This window comes from Agrobacterium larrymoorei, from assembly GCF_005145045.1.
GTDB classification, from domain to species: Bacteria; Pseudomonadota; Alphaproteobacteria; order Rhizobiales; family Rhizobiaceae; genus Agrobacterium; species Agrobacterium larrymoorei.
On sequence record NZ_CP039691.1, the window covers coordinates 859,155 to 875,647 of the forward strand.

At 57.2% G+C, this 16,493-nt stretch carries 12 protein-coding genes and 1 pseudogene; 6 read left to right on the forward strand and 7 right to left on the reverse strand.

Annotation, left to right across the window (positions count from 1 at the left end; translation table 11 throughout):
* Positions 1-384: 384 nt before the first annotated feature.
* The 3 genes from choV to CFBP5473_RS04015 all read right to left on the reverse strand — a co-directional run bounded on the left by choV (position 385) and on the right by CFBP5473_RS04015 (position 3,332).
* Positions 385-1,431: a choline ABC transporter ATP-binding protein gene (gene choV / locus CFBP5473_RS04005; protein WP_027677115.1), complete on the reverse strand. Its 1,047-nt coding sequence runs from the start codon at positions 1,429-1,431 to the stop codon at positions 385-387.
* Positions 1,428-2,279, reverse strand: a complete 852-nt coding sequence (gene choW / locus CFBP5473_RS04010; protein ID WP_027677116.1) for a choline ABC transporter permease subunit — start codon at positions 2,277-2,279, stop codon at positions 1,428-1,430. The genes choV and choW overlap by 4 nt, the downstream gene beginning before the upstream one ends.
* A gap of 93 nt (positions 2,280-2,372) precedes the next feature.
* Positions 2,373-3,332 carry a choline ABC transporter substrate-binding protein gene (locus tag CFBP5473_RS04015; protein WP_027677117.1) on the reverse strand — a complete coding sequence of 320 codons (960 nt, stop codon included), beginning with the start codon at positions 3,330-3,332 and terminating at the stop codon, positions 2,373-2,375.
* A gap of 211 nt (positions 3,333-3,543) precedes the next feature.
* On the opposite strand from CFBP5473_RS04015, the gene CFBP5473_RS04020 reads away from it, so the two are divergent.
* From CFBP5473_RS04020 to CFBP5473_RS04035, 4 genes are all read left to right on the forward strand, one after another.
* On the forward strand, positions 3,544-4,125 hold the full coding sequence (locus tag CFBP5473_RS04020; protein WP_027677118.1) for a thymidine kinase: 582 nt from the start codon (positions 3,544-3,546) through the stop codon (positions 4,123-4,125).
* Between the two features lie 130 nt (positions 4,126-4,255).
* Positions 4,256-4,705, forward strand: a complete 450-nt coding sequence (locus tag CFBP5473_RS04025) for a pseudoazurin (RefSeq protein WP_027677119.1) — start codon at positions 4,256-4,258, stop codon at positions 4,703-4,705.
* 106 nt (positions 4,706-4,811) lie between these two features.
* Positions 4,812-5,831: a hypothetical protein gene (locus CFBP5473_RS04030; protein WP_027677120.1), complete on the forward strand. Its 1,020-nt coding sequence runs from the start codon at positions 4,812-4,814 to the stop codon at positions 5,829-5,831.
* An 82-nt stretch (positions 5,832-5,913) separates the two neighbouring features.
* On the forward strand, positions 5,914-7,104 hold the full coding sequence (locus tag CFBP5473_RS04035; RefSeq protein ID WP_027677121.1) for a DUF2333 family protein: 1,191 nt from the start codon (positions 5,914-5,916) through the stop codon (positions 7,102-7,104).
* A gap of 35 nt (positions 7,105-7,139) precedes the next feature.
* On the opposite strand, the gene CFBP5473_RS04040 is transcribed toward CFBP5473_RS04035, so the two are convergent.
* A complete protein-coding gene (locus CFBP5473_RS04040; RefSeq protein WP_051441429.1) occupies positions 7,140-7,859 on the reverse strand; it encodes a helix-turn-helix transcriptional regulator in 720 nt (239 codons plus the stop codon).
* Between the two features lie 242 nt (positions 7,860-8,101).
* The gene (locus CFBP5473_RS04045; protein WP_051441430.1) at positions 8,102-8,623 is read right to left on the reverse strand and encodes a TIGR00645 family protein; all 522 of its coding nucleotides are present in this window, start codon (positions 8,621-8,623) and stop codon (positions 8,102-8,104) included.
* Between the two features lie 377 nt (positions 8,624-9,000).
* Between CFBP5473_RS04045 and CFBP5473_RS04050 the strand changes: the two genes are divergently transcribed.
* A complete protein-coding gene (locus CFBP5473_RS04050) occupies positions 9,001-11,250 on the forward strand; it encodes a TonB-dependent hemoglobin/transferrin/lactoferrin family receptor (RefSeq protein WP_027677123.1) in 2,250 nt (749 codons plus the stop codon).
* Between the two features lie 44 nt (positions 11,251-11,294).
* On the opposite strand, the gene CFBP5473_RS04055 is transcribed toward CFBP5473_RS04050, so the two are convergent.
* Entirely contained in the window at positions 11,295-12,182 is an 888-nt protein-coding gene (locus CFBP5473_RS04055) for an extensin-like domain-containing protein (RefSeq protein WP_027677124.1), read from the reverse strand.
* Positions 12,183-12,562: 380 nt separating this feature from the next.
* Between CFBP5473_RS04055 and CFBP5473_RS04060 the strand changes: the two genes are divergently transcribed.
* Positions 12,563-14,752: an anthranilate synthase gene (locus CFBP5473_RS04060; protein WP_027677125.1), complete on the forward strand. Its 2,190-nt coding sequence runs from the start codon at positions 12,563-12,565 to the stop codon at positions 14,750-14,752.
* A 496-nt stretch (positions 14,753-15,248) separates the two neighbouring features.
* Here the strand turns inward: CFBP5473_RS04060 and CFBP5473_RS04070 are convergent.
* Positions 15,249-16,465, reverse strand: a pseudogene (locus tag CFBP5473_RS04070) (IS481 family transposase).
* Between the last annotated feature and the right edge of the window lie 28 nt (positions 16,466-16,493).

A 16,493-nucleotide genomic window follows, 5' to 3' on the forward strand; every position in this document is an offset into this window, starting at 1 on the left:
CGAATTGTTTTATGAGCGAAGTGTATCAATTCGGTAATATGATTGTATATACCTAAATCTAAGGTAAAGACTACGCTTAATTAGCGTTTTCAAAAATTAAGTTCATCCCTTTGAATATAATTAAAAATTGGCATGATTTTCCCGCCAAAACGGTTTAAACCTACCAAGTGGAAGAAAAGTTTTCTTCCAGACTGGCTGTCAGACAAATTTTATTTGGAAGCGTGAGTCGTTTTGCGCCGTGAGGCTATCTGCGAAAATTAGTAAGGACACCTTAAATTTCGCACTTTCGCATACGTTTGTTTTCGGAAAGTCACCTGTAAGGATTATCCCCGTTCCCGCGTTAAGCGAATCCCCTGGGCAGGCTTTGCTACCCAGGGGTGATGCTCAGAGATTGCGGTGCTGCGTCAGCCCGCGCACGATGTCGTCGGCGGTGATCGTGCCCACGACTGCGCCCTGATCCACGATACCGATGACACCCGGTTGTCGCGCCATCGCGTCTAGAATGTCGATGAGGGGAGAGGTAGGGCGTGCGGTTGCCACAACGGGCTGCTGGCCGTTCGTCACGCCCACGCCCCGCCGCATCACGTCGCTGGCGGTCAGCATCGAAATCGGGTTCATGTTCTGCACGAAATCCGCCACATACTGGTTCGACGGATTTTTGACGATATCCTGCGGCGTGCCGCACTGGATGATGCGCCCGCCCTCCATCATGGCAATGCGATTGCCGATGCGGAAGGCCTCGTCCAGATCGTGGCTGACGAAGAGGATCGTCTTTTTCAACCGGCTCTGGAACTCCAGCAACTCGTCCTGAAGGCGGCTGCGGATCAGGGGGTCGAGCGCCGAGAAGGGCTCGTCCATCAGAAGGATGGGCGCGCCGGTGGCAAAGGCGCGGGCAAGGCCCACGCGCTGCTGCATGCCGCCGGAAAGTTCGCCCACCTTGCGAGTTGCCCAGTCGGAAAGGTTCACCAGTTCCAGCTGCTCGGCCACGCGCTTCTTGCGCTCGGCTTCCTTCATGCCGGAAAGCTCCAGACCGAAACCGACATTATCAGCCACGTTTCGCCAGGGCAGCAGCCCGAACTGCTGAAACACCATGGAAACGGTGTGGGTGCGAAGATCCCGCAAAACCTTGGAAGAGGCCTTGTAGGGATCGACATAGCCGGAAGACGTCTTGACGCCGACATTGCCGCGAACGACCGGCGCAAGCCGGTTGACCGCACGCAGCAGCGTGGATTTTCCCGAGCCGGAAAGCCCCATGAGAACGAGGATTTCGCCTTCTTTCACCGTCAGCGTGGCATTGGCGACACCGAGCACCAGCCCCGTCTCGGCATTGATTTCGCTGCGCGTCTTGCCCGCATCGATCAGTGGTAACGCCTTGGCGGGGTGATCGCCGAAGACGATATCGACATTGTCGAAGATGATTGCGTCACTCATGCCTCATCCTCCGAGCCTGGCAGACGGAACAGTCGGTCGAGAATGATCGCCACGATGACGATGCAGAGACCGGCTTCGAAGCCCATGGCGATATTGACCGTGTTCAGTGCGCGAACCACGGGAACGCCGAGGCCGTTTGCGCCAACCAGCGCCGAAATCACCACCATGGACAATGACAGCATGATGGTCTGCGTCAGCCCCGCCATGATCTGCGGCGTGGCGAAAGGCAGTTCCACTTTGCGCAACACTTGGCCCGGCGTTGCACCGAAGGCGACTGCCGCCTCCACCAGCGCAGGTGGGGTGGAGATGATGCCGAGCCGCGTCAGGCGGATCGGTGCGGGTATGGCAAAGATCACGGTCGCGATCAGGCCGGGCACCATGCCGAGACCGAAGAGAACCAGCGCCGGAATGAGATAGACGAAGGTCGGGATCGTTTGCATCAGGTCGAGCGCTGGCCGCATGATGCTGTAGACCCATTTGCGCCGGGCAGCGAGAATGCCGAGCGGCACGCCGATCAGCATACAGACCGCACTTGCCGCAATCACCAGCGCCAGCGTCTCGGTCGTGGCTTTCCAGTAGCCGAGATTGATGATGAGAAGCAGGCCGAGAGCGGTGAAGAGCGGCATTCCGATAGAGCGCCGCATCCAGGCGGAAAGAGCCGTCAGAAGCCCCACGATGACGAGTGGATGCGGTGCCTGAAGCAGATAGAGGATCGCGTCGATGACGCTTCCGAAAATATAGGCCAACCAATCGAAAAAGAATGAAAGATTTGTGGTCAACCAGTCGATCGCCTCTTTGGCGTATCGGCCGATCGGCAGACGATTTTGAGATGCGCTGAGCCATTCCACGGTAAGATTTTGCCTTTCGTGAACGGGTTCATGTGTTCGGCTTCCGACGCGGGAGCGGCCGGAAGCCGGGCGTAATGCGAAGCAGACCGGCGTTTAGAGGCCGATATTCTTCTTCGCAGCGGCCAGCGCATCCTCGCTGCCGTCCTTGGTCTTGACGCCTGCAAGCCATGGCTCGATGGCGGCGGGGTTGGCCTTCAGCCAGTCGGTCGCTGCCGCTTCGCCTTCCATGCCGTCATTCAAGATCTTGCCCATGATTTCGTTTTCCATCTTGAGCGAGAATTGCAGGTTCTTAAGGAAGGTGCCGACATTGGCGCATTCGTTCAGATAACCAGCGCGGACATTGGTGTAGATCGTGGCGCCGCCGAGGTTGGGGCCGAACACATCATCGCCGCCGTTCAGGTAGGTCAGCTTGAAATTGGTGTTCATCGGGTGTGGTTCCCAGCCGAGGAACACGATTGGCTCGCCGGATTTGTCGGCGCGGGCCACCTGCGCCAGCATGCCCTGTTCGGAGGATTCGACCACCTGGAAGTCTTTGAGGCCGAATGTATCCTTCTCGACCATGCCGAGAATCAGTCGGTTGCCGTCATTGCCGGGCTCGATGCCGTAAATCTTGCCGCCAAGCTCGTCGCTGTGCGCTGCAATATCCTTGAAGTCCTTGATGCCGAGTTCGGCACCCTTGGCATTGGTCGCCAGCGTATATTTTGCGCCCGTCAGGTTCTCGCGCACGGTCTCGACCGACTTGTCGTCGCGGTAGGGCTTGATATCGCCTTCCATGGTCGGCATCCAGTTGCCGAGGAAGACGTCGATATCCTTGTTTTTCAGGGAGGTGTAGGTCACCGGTACGGAGAGGATTTTGACGTCCGTCTGGTAGCCGAGGCTTTTTAGAATGACCGATGCAGTCGCGGTTGTGGCGGTGATATCGGTCCAGCCGACATCTGAGAACCGGACCGTACCGCAGCTTGCGGCCTCGGCGGCCATCGCATTGGTTGAGAAGAGTGCCATTGCAGAGACTGCTGCGGCGAGCGCCAGACAGCGACGGTTATGTGCAAGCATTGCTTACTCCCTTTTTTATGTTCCCTAACCATTATCAATATCCGCCGCCCACAATCAACTCATGCGCATTTGCGTGCATTGCAACAACGTTTGCGACATGCGTAACCTTTAGTTGTAGCTAAAATAGCGAAAGCTGTGTGTTTTCCCGTTGCCCACTTTCCTCAGCCCGGACTGCAAGGCAAAAGACGCCCAAGACTTTATGGAGGGCATGATGGCCAAGCTCTATTTCAATTATTCGGCAATGAATGCCGGAAAATCCACCATGCTGCTGCAGGCTTCCTATAATTATCAGGAGCGCGGCATGCGCACGCTGATCTTTACCGCCGCCTTCGATAACAGGGCTGGAACGGGCAAGGTCGCGTCCCGCATCGGCCTGTCTTCCGATGCGCTGACCTTCGATGACGGCACGGACATTTTCAATGAGGTGGAGCGCTTCCATGCGGACGAGCCCGTCGCCTGCGTCTTCATCGATGAAGCCAATTTCCTGTCTGAACACCATGTCTGGCAGTTGGCGCGCATTGCCGACAGGCTGAACATTCCGGTGATGACCTATGGCCTGCGCACCGATTTTCAGGGCAAGCTGTTTCCCGCCTCCAAGGAATTGCTGGCAATCGCCGACGAGCTTCGCGAAATCCGCACCATCTGCCATTGCGGGCGCAAGGCCACCATGGTTGCCCGTTTCGATGAAAGCGGAAACGTGGTGAAGGAGGGCGCGCAGATCGATGTCGGCGGAAACGAGAAATACGTGTCCTTCTGCCGCCGCCATTGGGTCGAGGCTGTCCAGTGTGAATAGTCGCTGCGGCAACGCGTCTCACTGGATGCCGCCCCGCGTTTGATTTTGGTCAAGGAAAGCACTTGCACCCGAGAGTAGGACCTGTGGCGGAAAGACCGCTATCCGGCGGCCCACTTCAGGAGCAAGCGCAATGCAGAACACCATTCTTCGCCTTCTTACCGGAGCCGCCGTCGCAGGCTTCTTCGCCTTTCCGGCAGTGGCTGCGGAAATCGAGATCAGGATGCTGAACAAGGGTGCCGATGGTCAGGCCATGGTGTTCGAGCCAGCAGCGGTCAAGGCGAATGTGGGCGATGTCATCACCTTCGTTCCCGTGGACAAGGGCCACGATGCAGCCTCGATCAAGGAACTCCTGCCGGAGGGTGCGCCCGAGGCCAAGGGCAAGATGAACGAGGCGCTTAAGGTCACCGTCGATAAGGAAGGCGCTTATGTCTTCAAATGCACGCCGCATTTCGGCATGGGCATGGTCGCCCTCGTGGTGGTTGGCGATGCGCCTACCAATCTCGATGCCGTCAAGGCCGGGAAGATGCCGAAGAAGGCCCGCGAGCGTCTGGATGCGGAACTGGCAAAGCTCAATCTCTAAGCACGCTTCAAAGCGCTGTTCTCATTCTCTCGCATTGAGATAAGGTCGCCCGTAAAGATAAGAAGCGGGCGACCTCAAGCCCAATCGATTCGGGAGATGAAACTTTATGGCGAAGACGCCATCCGTGGAAAGTGAGATCGAGACCGCGCGTGCGGTAGCAGCCGAATTGCGCGTGGCCGAGACCGGGCTGCTGGAACAGCTTTCCGCCTTTCACAAGGCGCAGGATATGCGCGCCGCCGACAGGCATGAGGCGGACGGTCAGGCTTTCGATGCACTGAAGGCCCGCAAGGACAGCGCGGAAAAGGCACTGGCAAATCTCGTGCTTCGCCTGTCGAGCGAAATCGATGCGGCTTATCACGGTTTCGAGGCTGCCAGCGAACGGACCGCCTACGAAAATGTCGTGGCTTTCATCTCCAAAAGCAAAGCGTCGAGGCTTCAGAATGCGCGTCTGCGCAAGGCCGCTACGGCGCAGACCTTGAAGCAACTCCTCATCAATAGCGACGCGGTGGCTGAAATTCTGGCTCAGGAAAAAGCGGCATCGCTCGCTTTGCAGAAGCTCTGCGAGCCACCGCTCATCGCCCTCATGCAGCGCCGCCGGGAGCTTGCCGCTTCAATCGAAGAGGGGCGGCATCGTCTGAAGGAAATCAACGCCACTCTGGCAACCGTGCAATGGAAGCTTGGCAGCGTTACCGACGAAACGCGCCGCACCACCATGGAAGCGGAGCGCGAAGCGCTGTCGCTCGATCTGGAAAAGCACGAGAGCGCCTACCAGACCCTGCGCTCCGGCCATGAAAGCCTGGATCGTTACGTGCTGCTGCACGAGGCCTTTGCGCAAGGGGCAACGCATCAGCTTTCCGCGCATTCGCTGCTGTACAACAAGCTGGCTGCGGAGATGGAACGCGGCATCCAGCTTTATGCCGCCGTTTCGCTTTCGCTGGAAACACTGCTTTCCGAGATCTCCCGCAAGGCCAGCCATCCGCATCTGGCAGAGCTTCTGACCATTCATGCGCATAACACGATTTCCATGGATGATATCGAGCGCCGCAAGCAGCAGATCGATGAGGCTTTCATGCGCCGTTACATTGTGGAAAAGGGCCGGGTAGCGGCTATAGCCAACACCCCATAGGCAAAAACATCGTTGCGCGCGTTGTAACCCCGTTCAGCGCACCTATCTGAAAGCGGTTCGTTGAAGATCGAGAGAGGTAAGTATGCTTGACCCCGTTTTGGCTTTTTTCAGACGTGTCTTCAGCGCGTTGGGAAGAGGCTTCTCGATCCTGATTGCCGGTCTCGTCTGGCCGTTTCGCGCAGGACAGGGCAGCGCCGGTGAACGAGGCTGGATGATCAAGGCGCCGATTGCGGCTTTCATCTTTTTCCTCGTCGGTCTCTACGGCTATTTCATCTGGCAGACGCAGGTCTGGACCAATTTCAACCCGGATTACGTCAGTGAGTACCGGCTGTCCGAGCGCAAGGTCGGCGCAGGGCAGGAGCTTGCCTCTGCACCGCAGCCGCAGGCCGCCGCACCACAGGCAACCGGCGAAACGGCAGCACTGGCAACATCGCCTGCGCCCGCAACGACCGCCGCACGCGTCTGCGAAAAATCGGCCATTGTCGATGTCGCTGCCGGTCTCATCGATTTCAACGTCGATCAGAATGCCTGGATTTCCTCCATGCTGCTCTACAAGCTCGGTCTGTTCGGCATGGACTGGGACAGCACGCCGTTTCTCGATAACAAGGCCTCATTCCAGCGCGGCGTGAATCAGGCCATCCGCCGCACGGCGGTTGAGCTGGTCGATTCGCTCGGTCGCGTTCGCGGCACCTCCGGTGTCGATAACAACCTGCAAAATGCGCGCGGCAATCTGCAATATGACGAGTATTCCTGGTATTTCGGCCTCAGCCCGTTCGGCCCAAAGACGCCGACGCCCAGCTATTACCGCTCTGCTGCGGAAAGCCTGCGCAAGTTCAACACCAGCATGACCCAGTGCGCCTCGGTCTTCGATACGCGTGCGGACAACCTCATCCAGTTCATAGACCGCATCGCCAACGATATCGGCGGCACCTCCGCCATCCTGCGCGAACGGTCGGAAAACTATAATGGTGGCTGGTTCGATACGCGGGCGGATGACCGCTTCTGGTTCGCCTATGGCCAGCTTTACGGCTATTACGGCATCCTCTCTGCCGCTGGCGCGGATTTCCAGCAGGTCATTCGCGAGCGTAACGTGACGAGCCTGTGGAACGACACGCTGTCCCAGACACGCGCAGCGCTTCGCATCCAGCCCTTCGTCATTTCCAATGGCGATGAAAGCGGCTGGATCATGCCATCGCATCTGGCAACCATGGGCTTCTATGTGCTGAGAGTGCGCTCGAACCTCGTCGAGCTGCGTTCAGTGCTGGATCGATAGGTCTATATAGGCCGCTCTTCTTAATGGAGGGCGGCTTAACTTATGAGTTTCAGGCGGATGGCCTTGGCCACTAGCTGGGTTCTGTTGACGCAATCCAGCTTCTTGATCGCATTGTTCAGATAGGCATTGATCGTGTGATCGGAGAGCGACAGGATCTGTCCGATTTCGGCAGATGTCTTGCCCTGCGAGGTCCAGCGAATGACTTCCAGCTCACGCTTGGTCAGTGATTTCGGCACCACCATTTCAGTGCGGCGCATACGGTCATAAACGTCGAAGGCGTGCAGCGCGATCATGCCGATTTCGTTGAGCGCGATCTGGTTCGGGTGCGGGCATTTGCCATCGAAGCGCAGCAGGTAGCGGTCGCAACTCAGCGAATTGATCGGGATCATCACGCCGTTGATGACGCCATATTGGCGCATCATCTTTTCCATGGCTTCAGGGTAGGGGGCTGCGCTGTTGTCGTCGTCCAGAGACCAGCATTGCGGCATGACCGAACCCGCCACGCGCAGAAGCAATGGACAATGCGGCAGAAAACGCCGCTGGTCGAACTCGCGGATGAAGCGGATGGGCACCGTCGTTTCGAGAATGACCGAGGCCAGCAAGTCGTCCGTCGGCTGCGGCGCGCGCATCAGCGTGGCGTGAGCAAAGCCGAATTCCCTGGCGACGTTGGTAACGCTTTGCAGCCAATGAGGGCGGTTCTGCGAAGCCGCTATTTCCCCGCTCAGTAATGACTGCCGTTCCAATGTCGTCATCATGTTTACAATCAACGAAGGTTATATGTTAACAGTAAGGAATATAGCAACGGCCCCGAAATTCCACCCTTTATTTCGATATTCCAGATATTTGGTTACCGGCGAAATAAGTGAATTATTTCATTTGCTTAATGCTTACATCGAAGTATTCGGTGCGGCTTGAAAATGTGGCGAAAATAAAAAAGCTTTCGAAAGGTCGGTTTACCCGCCATTCGGAAGCTTGGGAAGCAAAATTTATCGGCCGATCAAAGTTCCGGCTTTTCCTTGTCGGCTTTCGGCTTGGCCATCAACTTCTCCAGAAAGCCGAGCATCACCGCGGAAACCACGAATGCCAGATGGATGATGGTGAACCACATCAGTTTGCTGTCGCTATACTGATTGGCATTGAGGAATATCTGCAAAAGATGGATGGACGAGATGGCGACGATGGAGGAGGCCACCTTGATCTTGAGGCTGCCCGAATCCAGCTTGCCCAGAAACGACACCTGATCTCCACCCTCATCGAACCGGCTGACGAAGTTTTCGTAACCGGACAGCATCACCATCACGATCAGGCTCGCAACCAGTGCCGCATCGATCAGCGCCAGCATGGCAAGGATCATATCGGCGTCGCTATAGACGAACACATTCTGCGCAATCTTCAGGAACTTCAAGGCGAAGGAGAAAGCGTAGACACCAAGAGCCGCAACCAGCCCGAAATAAAAGACGACCAGCAGCCAGCGGCTGGACAGGATGATGCGTTCGATCAGAAGTTCAAGCGATTTCATTGTCGCGGAGGCCCTGGTGTTGTTCGTGTGGAATCATTGCTCAAAACACGGGTGATCTAGGGCGAAGCCCGATCATCTTCAAGGTCGTACTCCGATGCGCTTCCCATGTCTTCAACCGGTCCTATATTTTCGCGCGTGCCTGGGTGTGGGATGCAATCAACAGCATCCCGCCTTGTCACTTTTTTGCAACAATTCACGCCTCGCTAAATGATGAGTAATTTATTCATGTTTATTATGTTGACTCTTTAAATCATGTTTTTTAAGCCTCCTGTCACGGCGCATGCCGTCACATTTCAGCACAGATCGACCGAGCCGGCACCAAGCCGCGGCGCGTAAACCGCCGTGCGCTTTCGCCTGCGCGGTCTCAGGGGGTAGTTATGACAATCCGGGGTTCCCAGTCCGCCTTGCTCGTCTGCACGGCGATCGCACTCGTTTACGCAAATTCCACGGCCCATTCACAGGAAACCACACCATCCAACGGCCAGACGACGGTGCTGGAGAGGATTACGGTGAAGGGGAAGAGGGTGAAGGCAGGGGGTGTTGCTGGAGAGGCTGCGGCTGATACGCCTTTGGCAAGCACCACGACGGCGGAAGACATCCGCAAAAAAGAAATCAATAACATCCGGGATCTTGGTAATACGACGGAGCCGGGGGTGGAATACTCGCAGACGAATACGGGCCGTCCCGGCGGCGTATTCATTCGCGGCTTAGGCGGCGCGCGTGTCGCGACCCTTATTGACGGTATCCCCATCCCCTATCTTGAAACGCTGACCCGCACCGGGGCCTCTTCGCCAACGACCGGTATCAGCGACAGCTCAGACAGTTTCGACTTTTCGTCTCTTTCCGCCATCGATATCGTTCGTGGAGCGGACTCCAGCCGCATCGGCTCGGGTGCTGTCGCAGGTGCTATCGTTTTGAACACGCTGGAACCGGAAGACGTCATCACAGAGGGCAAAGACTGGGGTGTCATTGCAAAAACGGGCTATGACGGCGAGGACACGAGCGTAAACGGTTCGATAGCCGCTGCAAAGAAAATCGAAGGTACGTCCATTCTTCTTCAGGGCAGCTACAAACGCGGCCATGAAACGGAAAATCGTGGTGATGACGATGTAATCGGAATTTCCAGAACGGAAAAAAATCCTGCCGACACATATCAACGGAGCGTTATGTTCAAGCTTCGTCAGGAGTTGGGTGAGGGCCATAAGATCGGCTTCACTGTCGAACGCTTTGACCGCAACGTCGACACCGATCTCAAGACGCTGCAATCTGCCACGGGCACGACAACCTATAAGGTGGGCAATTACTGGGGCTATGACGATACGACACGAGATCGTGTTTCAATCGACTATCGATATGAGGCACCGGAGACCGGCGGTCTCATCGACGCTGCAAGTCTAACGCCTTATTGGCAGCGCCTGACCAAGGAGGCTGGCTCTTACGGTTCGCGCAACAATAATACCAATTACGAACGGCACAATGCTACGGAAGAGAGCTCGTTCGGCCTGACCGGCGGCACGATTTCCACTTTCACGACGGGCAATCTCGACCACAAGGTTCGCTTTGGCGGAAACTTCCAGTATTTCCAGTATGAGCAGTACATCAACTCGATCACTGGCACATCCAGCACTGCGTCTCAGGCGGATGTCCCAAAGGTCGATGGTACGAGACTCGGTGTCTATCTGGACGACGAAATTGCCATCGGCGATAGCGCTTTCAAGGTGACACCCGGTCTCCGTTTTGACTGGTACGACTATACCCCAAAGGATTCATCCGGTTTTTCACGCAACAGCGGTTTCAGCTATTTCGGCCTGCCTGACGATAAAAGCGGTTCGCAATTCTCGCCAAAGCTTCTGGCAACCTATGATGTGACATCGGAACTCCAACTTTTTGCACAATGGTCCATGTCTTTCCGTGCTCCAACGGTGACGGAGCTTTACAGTAACTTTACGAATATCGGCACGGGTTACGCCTATACGGTCATCGGAAACTCGTCTCTCAAAGATGAGACCGGAAATGGCTTCGAACTGGGCGCCAATTACGATGATGGCGATCTGACAGGTAAAATCACCGTCTTCCATAATCGTTACCGCAACTTCATCGATACGACTTATGCGGTCACAACCGACTTCCCGACTGGCTACAATAGCTGGGCGAATCGCGACCGGGTTCAGATAACCGGTGCCGAGCTTTCAGGCCGCCAGGACTTCGCCAACGGAATTTTCGTCCATGGCTCCCTCGCTTATGCCTATGGCAAGGATCAGGAAACCGGCGAATTCATTCGAACCGTCGCTCCGTTCAAATCCATTATCGGCGTTGGATATCAGCAAGAGAATTGGGGAGCAGACCTGACTGGCATTTTCGCTGCCGGCATGCGTGACGATCATAAGTCAACCACGTTCGACGCGCCCGGCTACGGCATTGCAAACCTGACCGGATGGTGGGAACCGGAAAAGTTGAACGGCCTTCGCATTCAGGCAGGCGTCTACAACATATTCGACAAGACCTATTGGAATGCTGTGGGAGTGCGTGACGTCAATCCAGGTACCCAGTCCAATATCAACCAGCCTGTTGCATATTACACAGAGGCAGGTCGTTCTTTCAAAATTTCTCTGACACAGAGGTTCTGATCATCAAAGCAAAGGCGGGGCCACAAACCCCGCCTTTCACCATTCTACCGGCAATACAAATACCCGCCCTTTCGCTCCAGTACATCCAGATGCAGATGGTCCTGATGCGTCGCATCGCTTCCCGGCGAGAGGACGGTGCGGAAGAAGAGGCAGGCGGCGGTGGTGATGGTGCGTTGGAAGGCGCCTTCCATGGTGCCGTCTTCGTGGCGCGGTTTCATCACCAGCGGTTCGCCCTTGTCGAATGTCATGGTGGCGATATCCACTGCGTTGCCTTTCGCGTGTTCGGAAATCTTGCCGGTTTCGGCGCTGTTCCGGTTGCGGCAGATATAGGTGGAGGCTTGGCCGAAGGCTGTCACCTGCCTGTCAGGCACGGCGATCTTCGCGGTTGGCACCACCACATTCTTCGCCCAGCGGGAAAGCGCCAGCGCCGCCTCGCAGCGCATCGTACCCTTCGGCTCCAGCTTGATGCCGGGGATGACGACGGAGAGTTCGAGCGGGGAGGCGATGCCGCATCCCTCTTCCTCGCCCTTGATGGCGTCGATCTCACGAAACTCCGCACCAAGCTCCTTCAACTCGGTGAGACACGCCTTCAGTTCTTCCGGGTTCTCTTCCTTCACCGGCTCAGGCGTGGGCTCCTCGGCCTTCTTCTCTTCGGCAGGTTTATCAGCGGTAGGCTTTTTCTCATCCGGCTTTGCTTCCCCTGCCGGTGCTGCATCTGGCTTCACTGGCACTTCCGGCTTTTCCTCCGGCTTCGGAACCGTATTTTCCGCAGGCGGAGGAGGGGGCGTTTCCTCTTTTTGCTTATCGCTCTCCGGCTTGGCGGATGGCGCTTCCTGCTGCGGTTTTTCCTGTGGAACCGGCACATCCTTCGGCGGTTCGGCAGCGGCGATCAGCAGCGTGGATGCTGCCAGCATGAGAAATCTGTGAAACATCGAGATCGGTCGCTCCCTGTTTGCGCCGCAGCCACAACGCGCCAATGCGCCATCGGGTTCAAATCCCGCCATAAATCCCGCTTGCCAAGCCGCCCGCTTGCCGCTAACAATTCTGCCCATGAACACAGTGTCGAAGAACATTGCTAACTGGTGGTGGGTCAGCTAACGCGGCCTTGACCAGTCATGTTTACAAGACAAGTCCAAGCCGCCCGAAATCTCAGGCGGCTTTTTTGTTGTTATGCCGCCTGTCATCGGGTTCAGAGCATTTCCAGCAAAAGTGCGTAGCGGTTTTGCGTGCGGATAATGCGTCAAACAAAAACTAAGAGCGTTTTCGCGTTTCGAAGAAATGCGGGAAGGCTCTGGAAACGGGAACTGCGAGAATGGTAACGATTATTCATGATGACGGGTCCGAGACCTACGAGACCAAAGGCGGCATCAAAGTCACCCGCCAGCGCCGCGCGGCGGACTACGCAGGCGCCATCGACTCTTACGTCGAAGGCCTCGATTCCCGTCGCGGCGCCGTCTTCTCGTCCAATTACGAATATCCGGGCCGCTATACGCGCTGGGATACCGCCATCATCGATCCGCCGCTCGGCATTTCCTCGTTTGGCCGCAACATGTGGATCGAGGCCTATAATGGCCGTGGCGAAGTGCTGCTCTCCTTCATCGCAGAAAAGCTGAAGCAGACGCCGGACCTGACGCTTGGCGAACTGACCACCCGCCGTCTCGACCTCACCGTCAACGAGCCGGACCGCGTTTTCACCGAGGAAGAACGCTCCAAGATCCCGACTGTGTTCACAGCCCTTCGCGCCGTGGTCGACCTCTTCTATTCCAGTGCGGATTCCGCCATCGGCCTCTTCGGTGCCTTCGGTTACGATCTGGCATTCCAGTTCGATGCCATCAAGCTCTCCCTTCAGCGCCCGGAAGGCCAGCGCGATATGGTTCTCTTCCTGCCAGATGAAATTCTGGTGGTGGACCATTATTCCGCCAAAGCCTGGGTGGATCGCTATGATTTCGAAAAGGCTGGCGTCACAACGCATGGCAAGGCAGAAGACATCGCGCCGGAACCGTTCGTGAAGACAGACACTATTCCTCCGCGCGGCGATCATCACCCCGGCGAATATGCTGAACTGGTCACCAAGGCGAAGGAAAGCTTCCGTTGTGGCGATCTGTTCGAAGTCGTGCCCGGCCAGAAATTCATGGAGCGTTGCGACAGCAATCCATCGGCCATCTCACGCCGCCTGAAGGCCATCAACCCGTCGCCCTATTCCTTCTTCATCAATCTTGGCCATCAGGAATATCTGGTCGGTGCCTCGCCGGAAATGTTCGTGCGCGTCTCCGGTCGCCGTATCGAAACCTGCCCGATTTCCGGCACCATCAAGCGCGGCGATGACCCGATTGCCGATAGCGAACAGATCCTCAAGCTGTTGAATTCCAAGAAGGATGAATCCGAACTCACCATGTGTTCGGATGTGGACCGTAACGACAAGAGCCGGGTGTGCGAGCCCGGTTCGGTCAAGGTCATCGGTCGCCGCCAGATCGAGATGTATTCGCGCCTCATCCACACGGTGGACCACATCGAAGGCCGCCTGCGCGATGATATGGATGCCTTTGACGGCTTCCTCAGCCATGCATGGGCCGTCACAGTTACCGGTGCGCCGAAGCTGTGGGCCATGCGCTTCATCGAAAGCCATGAAAAGAGCCCGCGCGCATGGTATGGTGGCGCCATCGGTATGGTTGGCTTCAACGGCGATATGAACACGGGCCTGACGCTGCGCACCATCCGCATCAAGGATGGTATTGCGGAAGTGCGGGCGGGGGCCACGCTGCTCAACGATTCCAACCCGCAGGAAGAAGAAGCGGAAACCGAACTGAAGGCATCGGCCATGATTTCAGCCATTCGCGATGCGAAAGCCCAGAACTCCACCGCAACCAAGCGGGATGCGGCAAAGGTCGGAACCGGCGTCAAAATCCTGCTGGTGGATCATGAGGACAGCTTCGTCCACACGCTGGCAAACTACTTCCGCCAGACGGGCGCAACCGTCTCCACCGTGCGCTCACCCGTCGCGGCAGAAATCTTCGACCGCTTCCAGCCCGATCTCGTCGTGCTCTCGCCCGGCCCTGGCAACCCCGGCGATTTCGATTGCAAGGCCACCATCAAGGCCGCCCGCTCGCGCGATCTCCCCATCTTCGGCGTCTGCCTCGGCCTTCAGGCCCTTGCGGAAGCTTACGGCGGCGAACTGCGCCAGCTCGCCATCCCCATGCACGGCAAACCCTCGCGCATCCGCGTGCTGGAACCCGGCCTCGTCTTCTCCGGCCTCGGCAAAGAAGTCACCGTCGGCCGCTACCACTCCATCTTCGCCGATCCGGCCACGCTCCACCGCGATTTCATCATCACGGCTGAAAGCGAAGACGGCACCATCATGGGCATCGAACACGCCAAGGAACCGGTGGCTGCCGTCCAGTTCCACCCTGAATCCATCATGACGCTGGGCGGCGATGCCGGTATGCGGATGATCGAGAACGTGGTGACGCATTTGGTGAAGAAGGCGAAGACGAAGGCGGCTTGATTGGCTGTTACATGTCTTCGAGTTCGCCCAACACTGCCCGGTGTAGACTGAGGGGATAGTTTGAGGCGAGAACAGCTCCCCCACCCGTCACCCCGCACTTGATGCGGGGTCCAGCAGATGCGCGTCTGCGCGTCGGAAGAGTCTTTCAGGCTAGAGACTTGGTCTGACTGCATGCCGGATCAAATCCGGTACGACGGTGGTCGTTCACGAACATAGCCAAACCCACGACCGTCATCCTCGGCCTTAAGCCGAGGATCCATTGCCGTCAACGAAATCAAGCGGTTATGGATCCTCGGGTCAAGCCCGAGGATGACGCCGAGGGGGTGGAGCCGTCGAGCTAACTGACTTGGGCAACTGTGCAGGAACGCTGCCAACTTGACTGGACAACAGTGGGGCAAGCTCGATGGTGACGGAGGCGGCAGAATAGCGTGGGATATGTTTAGACACCATGGCCAACCCCTCTACCGTCATCCTAGGGCTTGTCCCTAGGATCTAATCACGCTTCAGCGGATGCAACGTGGCAGATCCTCGGGACAAGTGTAAAGACCGGACACATCCCTGACAGATGTTCGGAGACATCCCTGACAGTGCGGCCTAGCTTTCAAGGTTGATTTTTGCGACCTGGGTTGCGCCGAAGAAGACGCCGTAGAGGCCTGTGCGGTTGAGGGATCGGATGGCCAGGCGTTCGTTTCTGAAGGCGTTCGGCACCCGCCAGGTCTTGCCCTTGAAGCTGACATAGCCCTTGGTCGAACTGACGCAGCGAACGATCTCGCTTCTGTCGTAGATGGGCTCTGGAAGCTGGTTGGGAAATGCACGTGAGGAAGGCCGATAGCGGCTTGCGGGCACGGCCATGCCGAGCGCTTCGTGCGGGCGATGGTGATTGTAGATACGGCGCCAGCGGTCGAACGCTTTTTGGGCGTGGGCCTGATCCAAGAGCGTTGTGAAGTCCGTCACTTCCGCCTTGAGACTACGATGAAACCGTTCGTTCTTGCCACGACCCTGCGGATGATAAGGCCGGGAATGGATCAATTCGATGCCAAGCTTCAACAGCCAGACCCGCAGCCGCGTCCATTGATTGGGCACGCCCGCACCCCATGGATTGCCATTGTCGCAGTAAATGGCCATCGGCATGCCATAGCGACGAAAGATCGCCTCCAGCCTGGCCCGAACGGTCTCCAGCTGCTCGTTGGGGCAGGCTTCGATGGCAATGGCGAAGCGGGAGTGGTCATCGATGATGGTTAGGGGATAGCACCAGTTGCCACAGGCCATCTGGATGCGCCCTTTGAAGTCCATTTGCCAGAGGAGGTTGGGCGCCTCGCGCTCGAAGCGACCGTTTGCCATGCGCTCACTCGGTCGCGCCCCGATCCTGCCATGGCGGGAAAGAACGGCATGCACGGTGGAGACGCAAGGCGGCTCCATACCAAGGTCGCGCATTCGCCTTGCGATCTTGCGGGCACCCCAGGCCGGGTGCTCGTCACGAATATCGACGACACTGCGCTCCAGATCATCGGGGGTTCGAAAAGGGCTTGAATGCGGACGACGGGAGCGATCCTGCACGGTCTCTCCCGCCTTTGCCCGCCGCAGCCAAAGATACCCCGTCTGCCGACTGATGCCGAAACGCTTGGACAAAGCCGAAACATTGGCCCCCTCCAACGACGCAAGCATCACAAATTCGCTTCGCTGATCCACGACAGACACCTCCCGCCAAGCCATCCCGACCTCCTTTGCCACAGAGCAAAAC

Bases quoted from the DNA above. Each gene is read 5' to 3' on its own strand.
- choV (WP_027677115.1), bottom strand. From the start codon at position 1,431: ATGAGTGACGCAATCATCTTCGACAATGTCGATATCGTCTTCGGCGAT.
- CFBP5473_RS04015 (WP_027677117.1), bottom strand. From the start codon at position 3,332: ATGCTTGCACATAACCGTCGCTGTCTGGCGCTCGCCGCAGCAGTCTCT.
- CFBP5473_RS04020 (WP_027677118.1), top strand. From the start codon at position 3,544: ATGGCCAAGCTCTATTTCAATTATTCGGCAATGAATGCCGGAAAATCC.
- CFBP5473_RS04025 (WP_027677119.1), top strand. From the start codon at position 4,256: ATGCAGAACACCATTCTTCGCCTTCTTACCGGAGCCGCCGTCGCAGGC.
- CFBP5473_RS04030 (WP_027677120.1), top strand. From the start codon at position 4,812: ATGGCGAAGACGCCATCCGTGGAAAGTGAGATCGAGACCGCGCGTGCG.
- CFBP5473_RS04035 (WP_027677121.1), top strand. From the start codon at position 5,914: ATGCTTGACCCCGTTTTGGCTTTTTTCAGACGTGTCTTCAGCGCGTTG.
- CFBP5473_RS04040 (WP_051441429.1), bottom strand. From the start codon at position 7,859: ATGATGACGACATTGGAACGGCAGTCATTACTGAGCGGGGAAATAGCG.
- CFBP5473_RS04045 (WP_051441430.1), bottom strand. From the start codon at position 8,623: ATGAAATCGCTTGAACTTCTGATCGAACGCATCATCCTGTCCAGCCGC.
- CFBP5473_RS04050 (WP_027677123.1), top strand. From the start codon at position 9,001: ATGACAATCCGGGGTTCCCAGTCCGCCTTGCTCGTCTGCACGGCGATC.
- CFBP5473_RS04055 (WP_027677124.1), bottom strand. From the start codon at position 12,182: ATGTTTCACAGATTTCTCATGCTGGCAGCATCCACGCTGCTGATCGCC.
- CFBP5473_RS04060 (WP_027677125.1), top strand. From the start codon at position 12,563: ATGGTAACGATTATTCATGATGACGGGTCCGAGACCTACGAGACCAAA.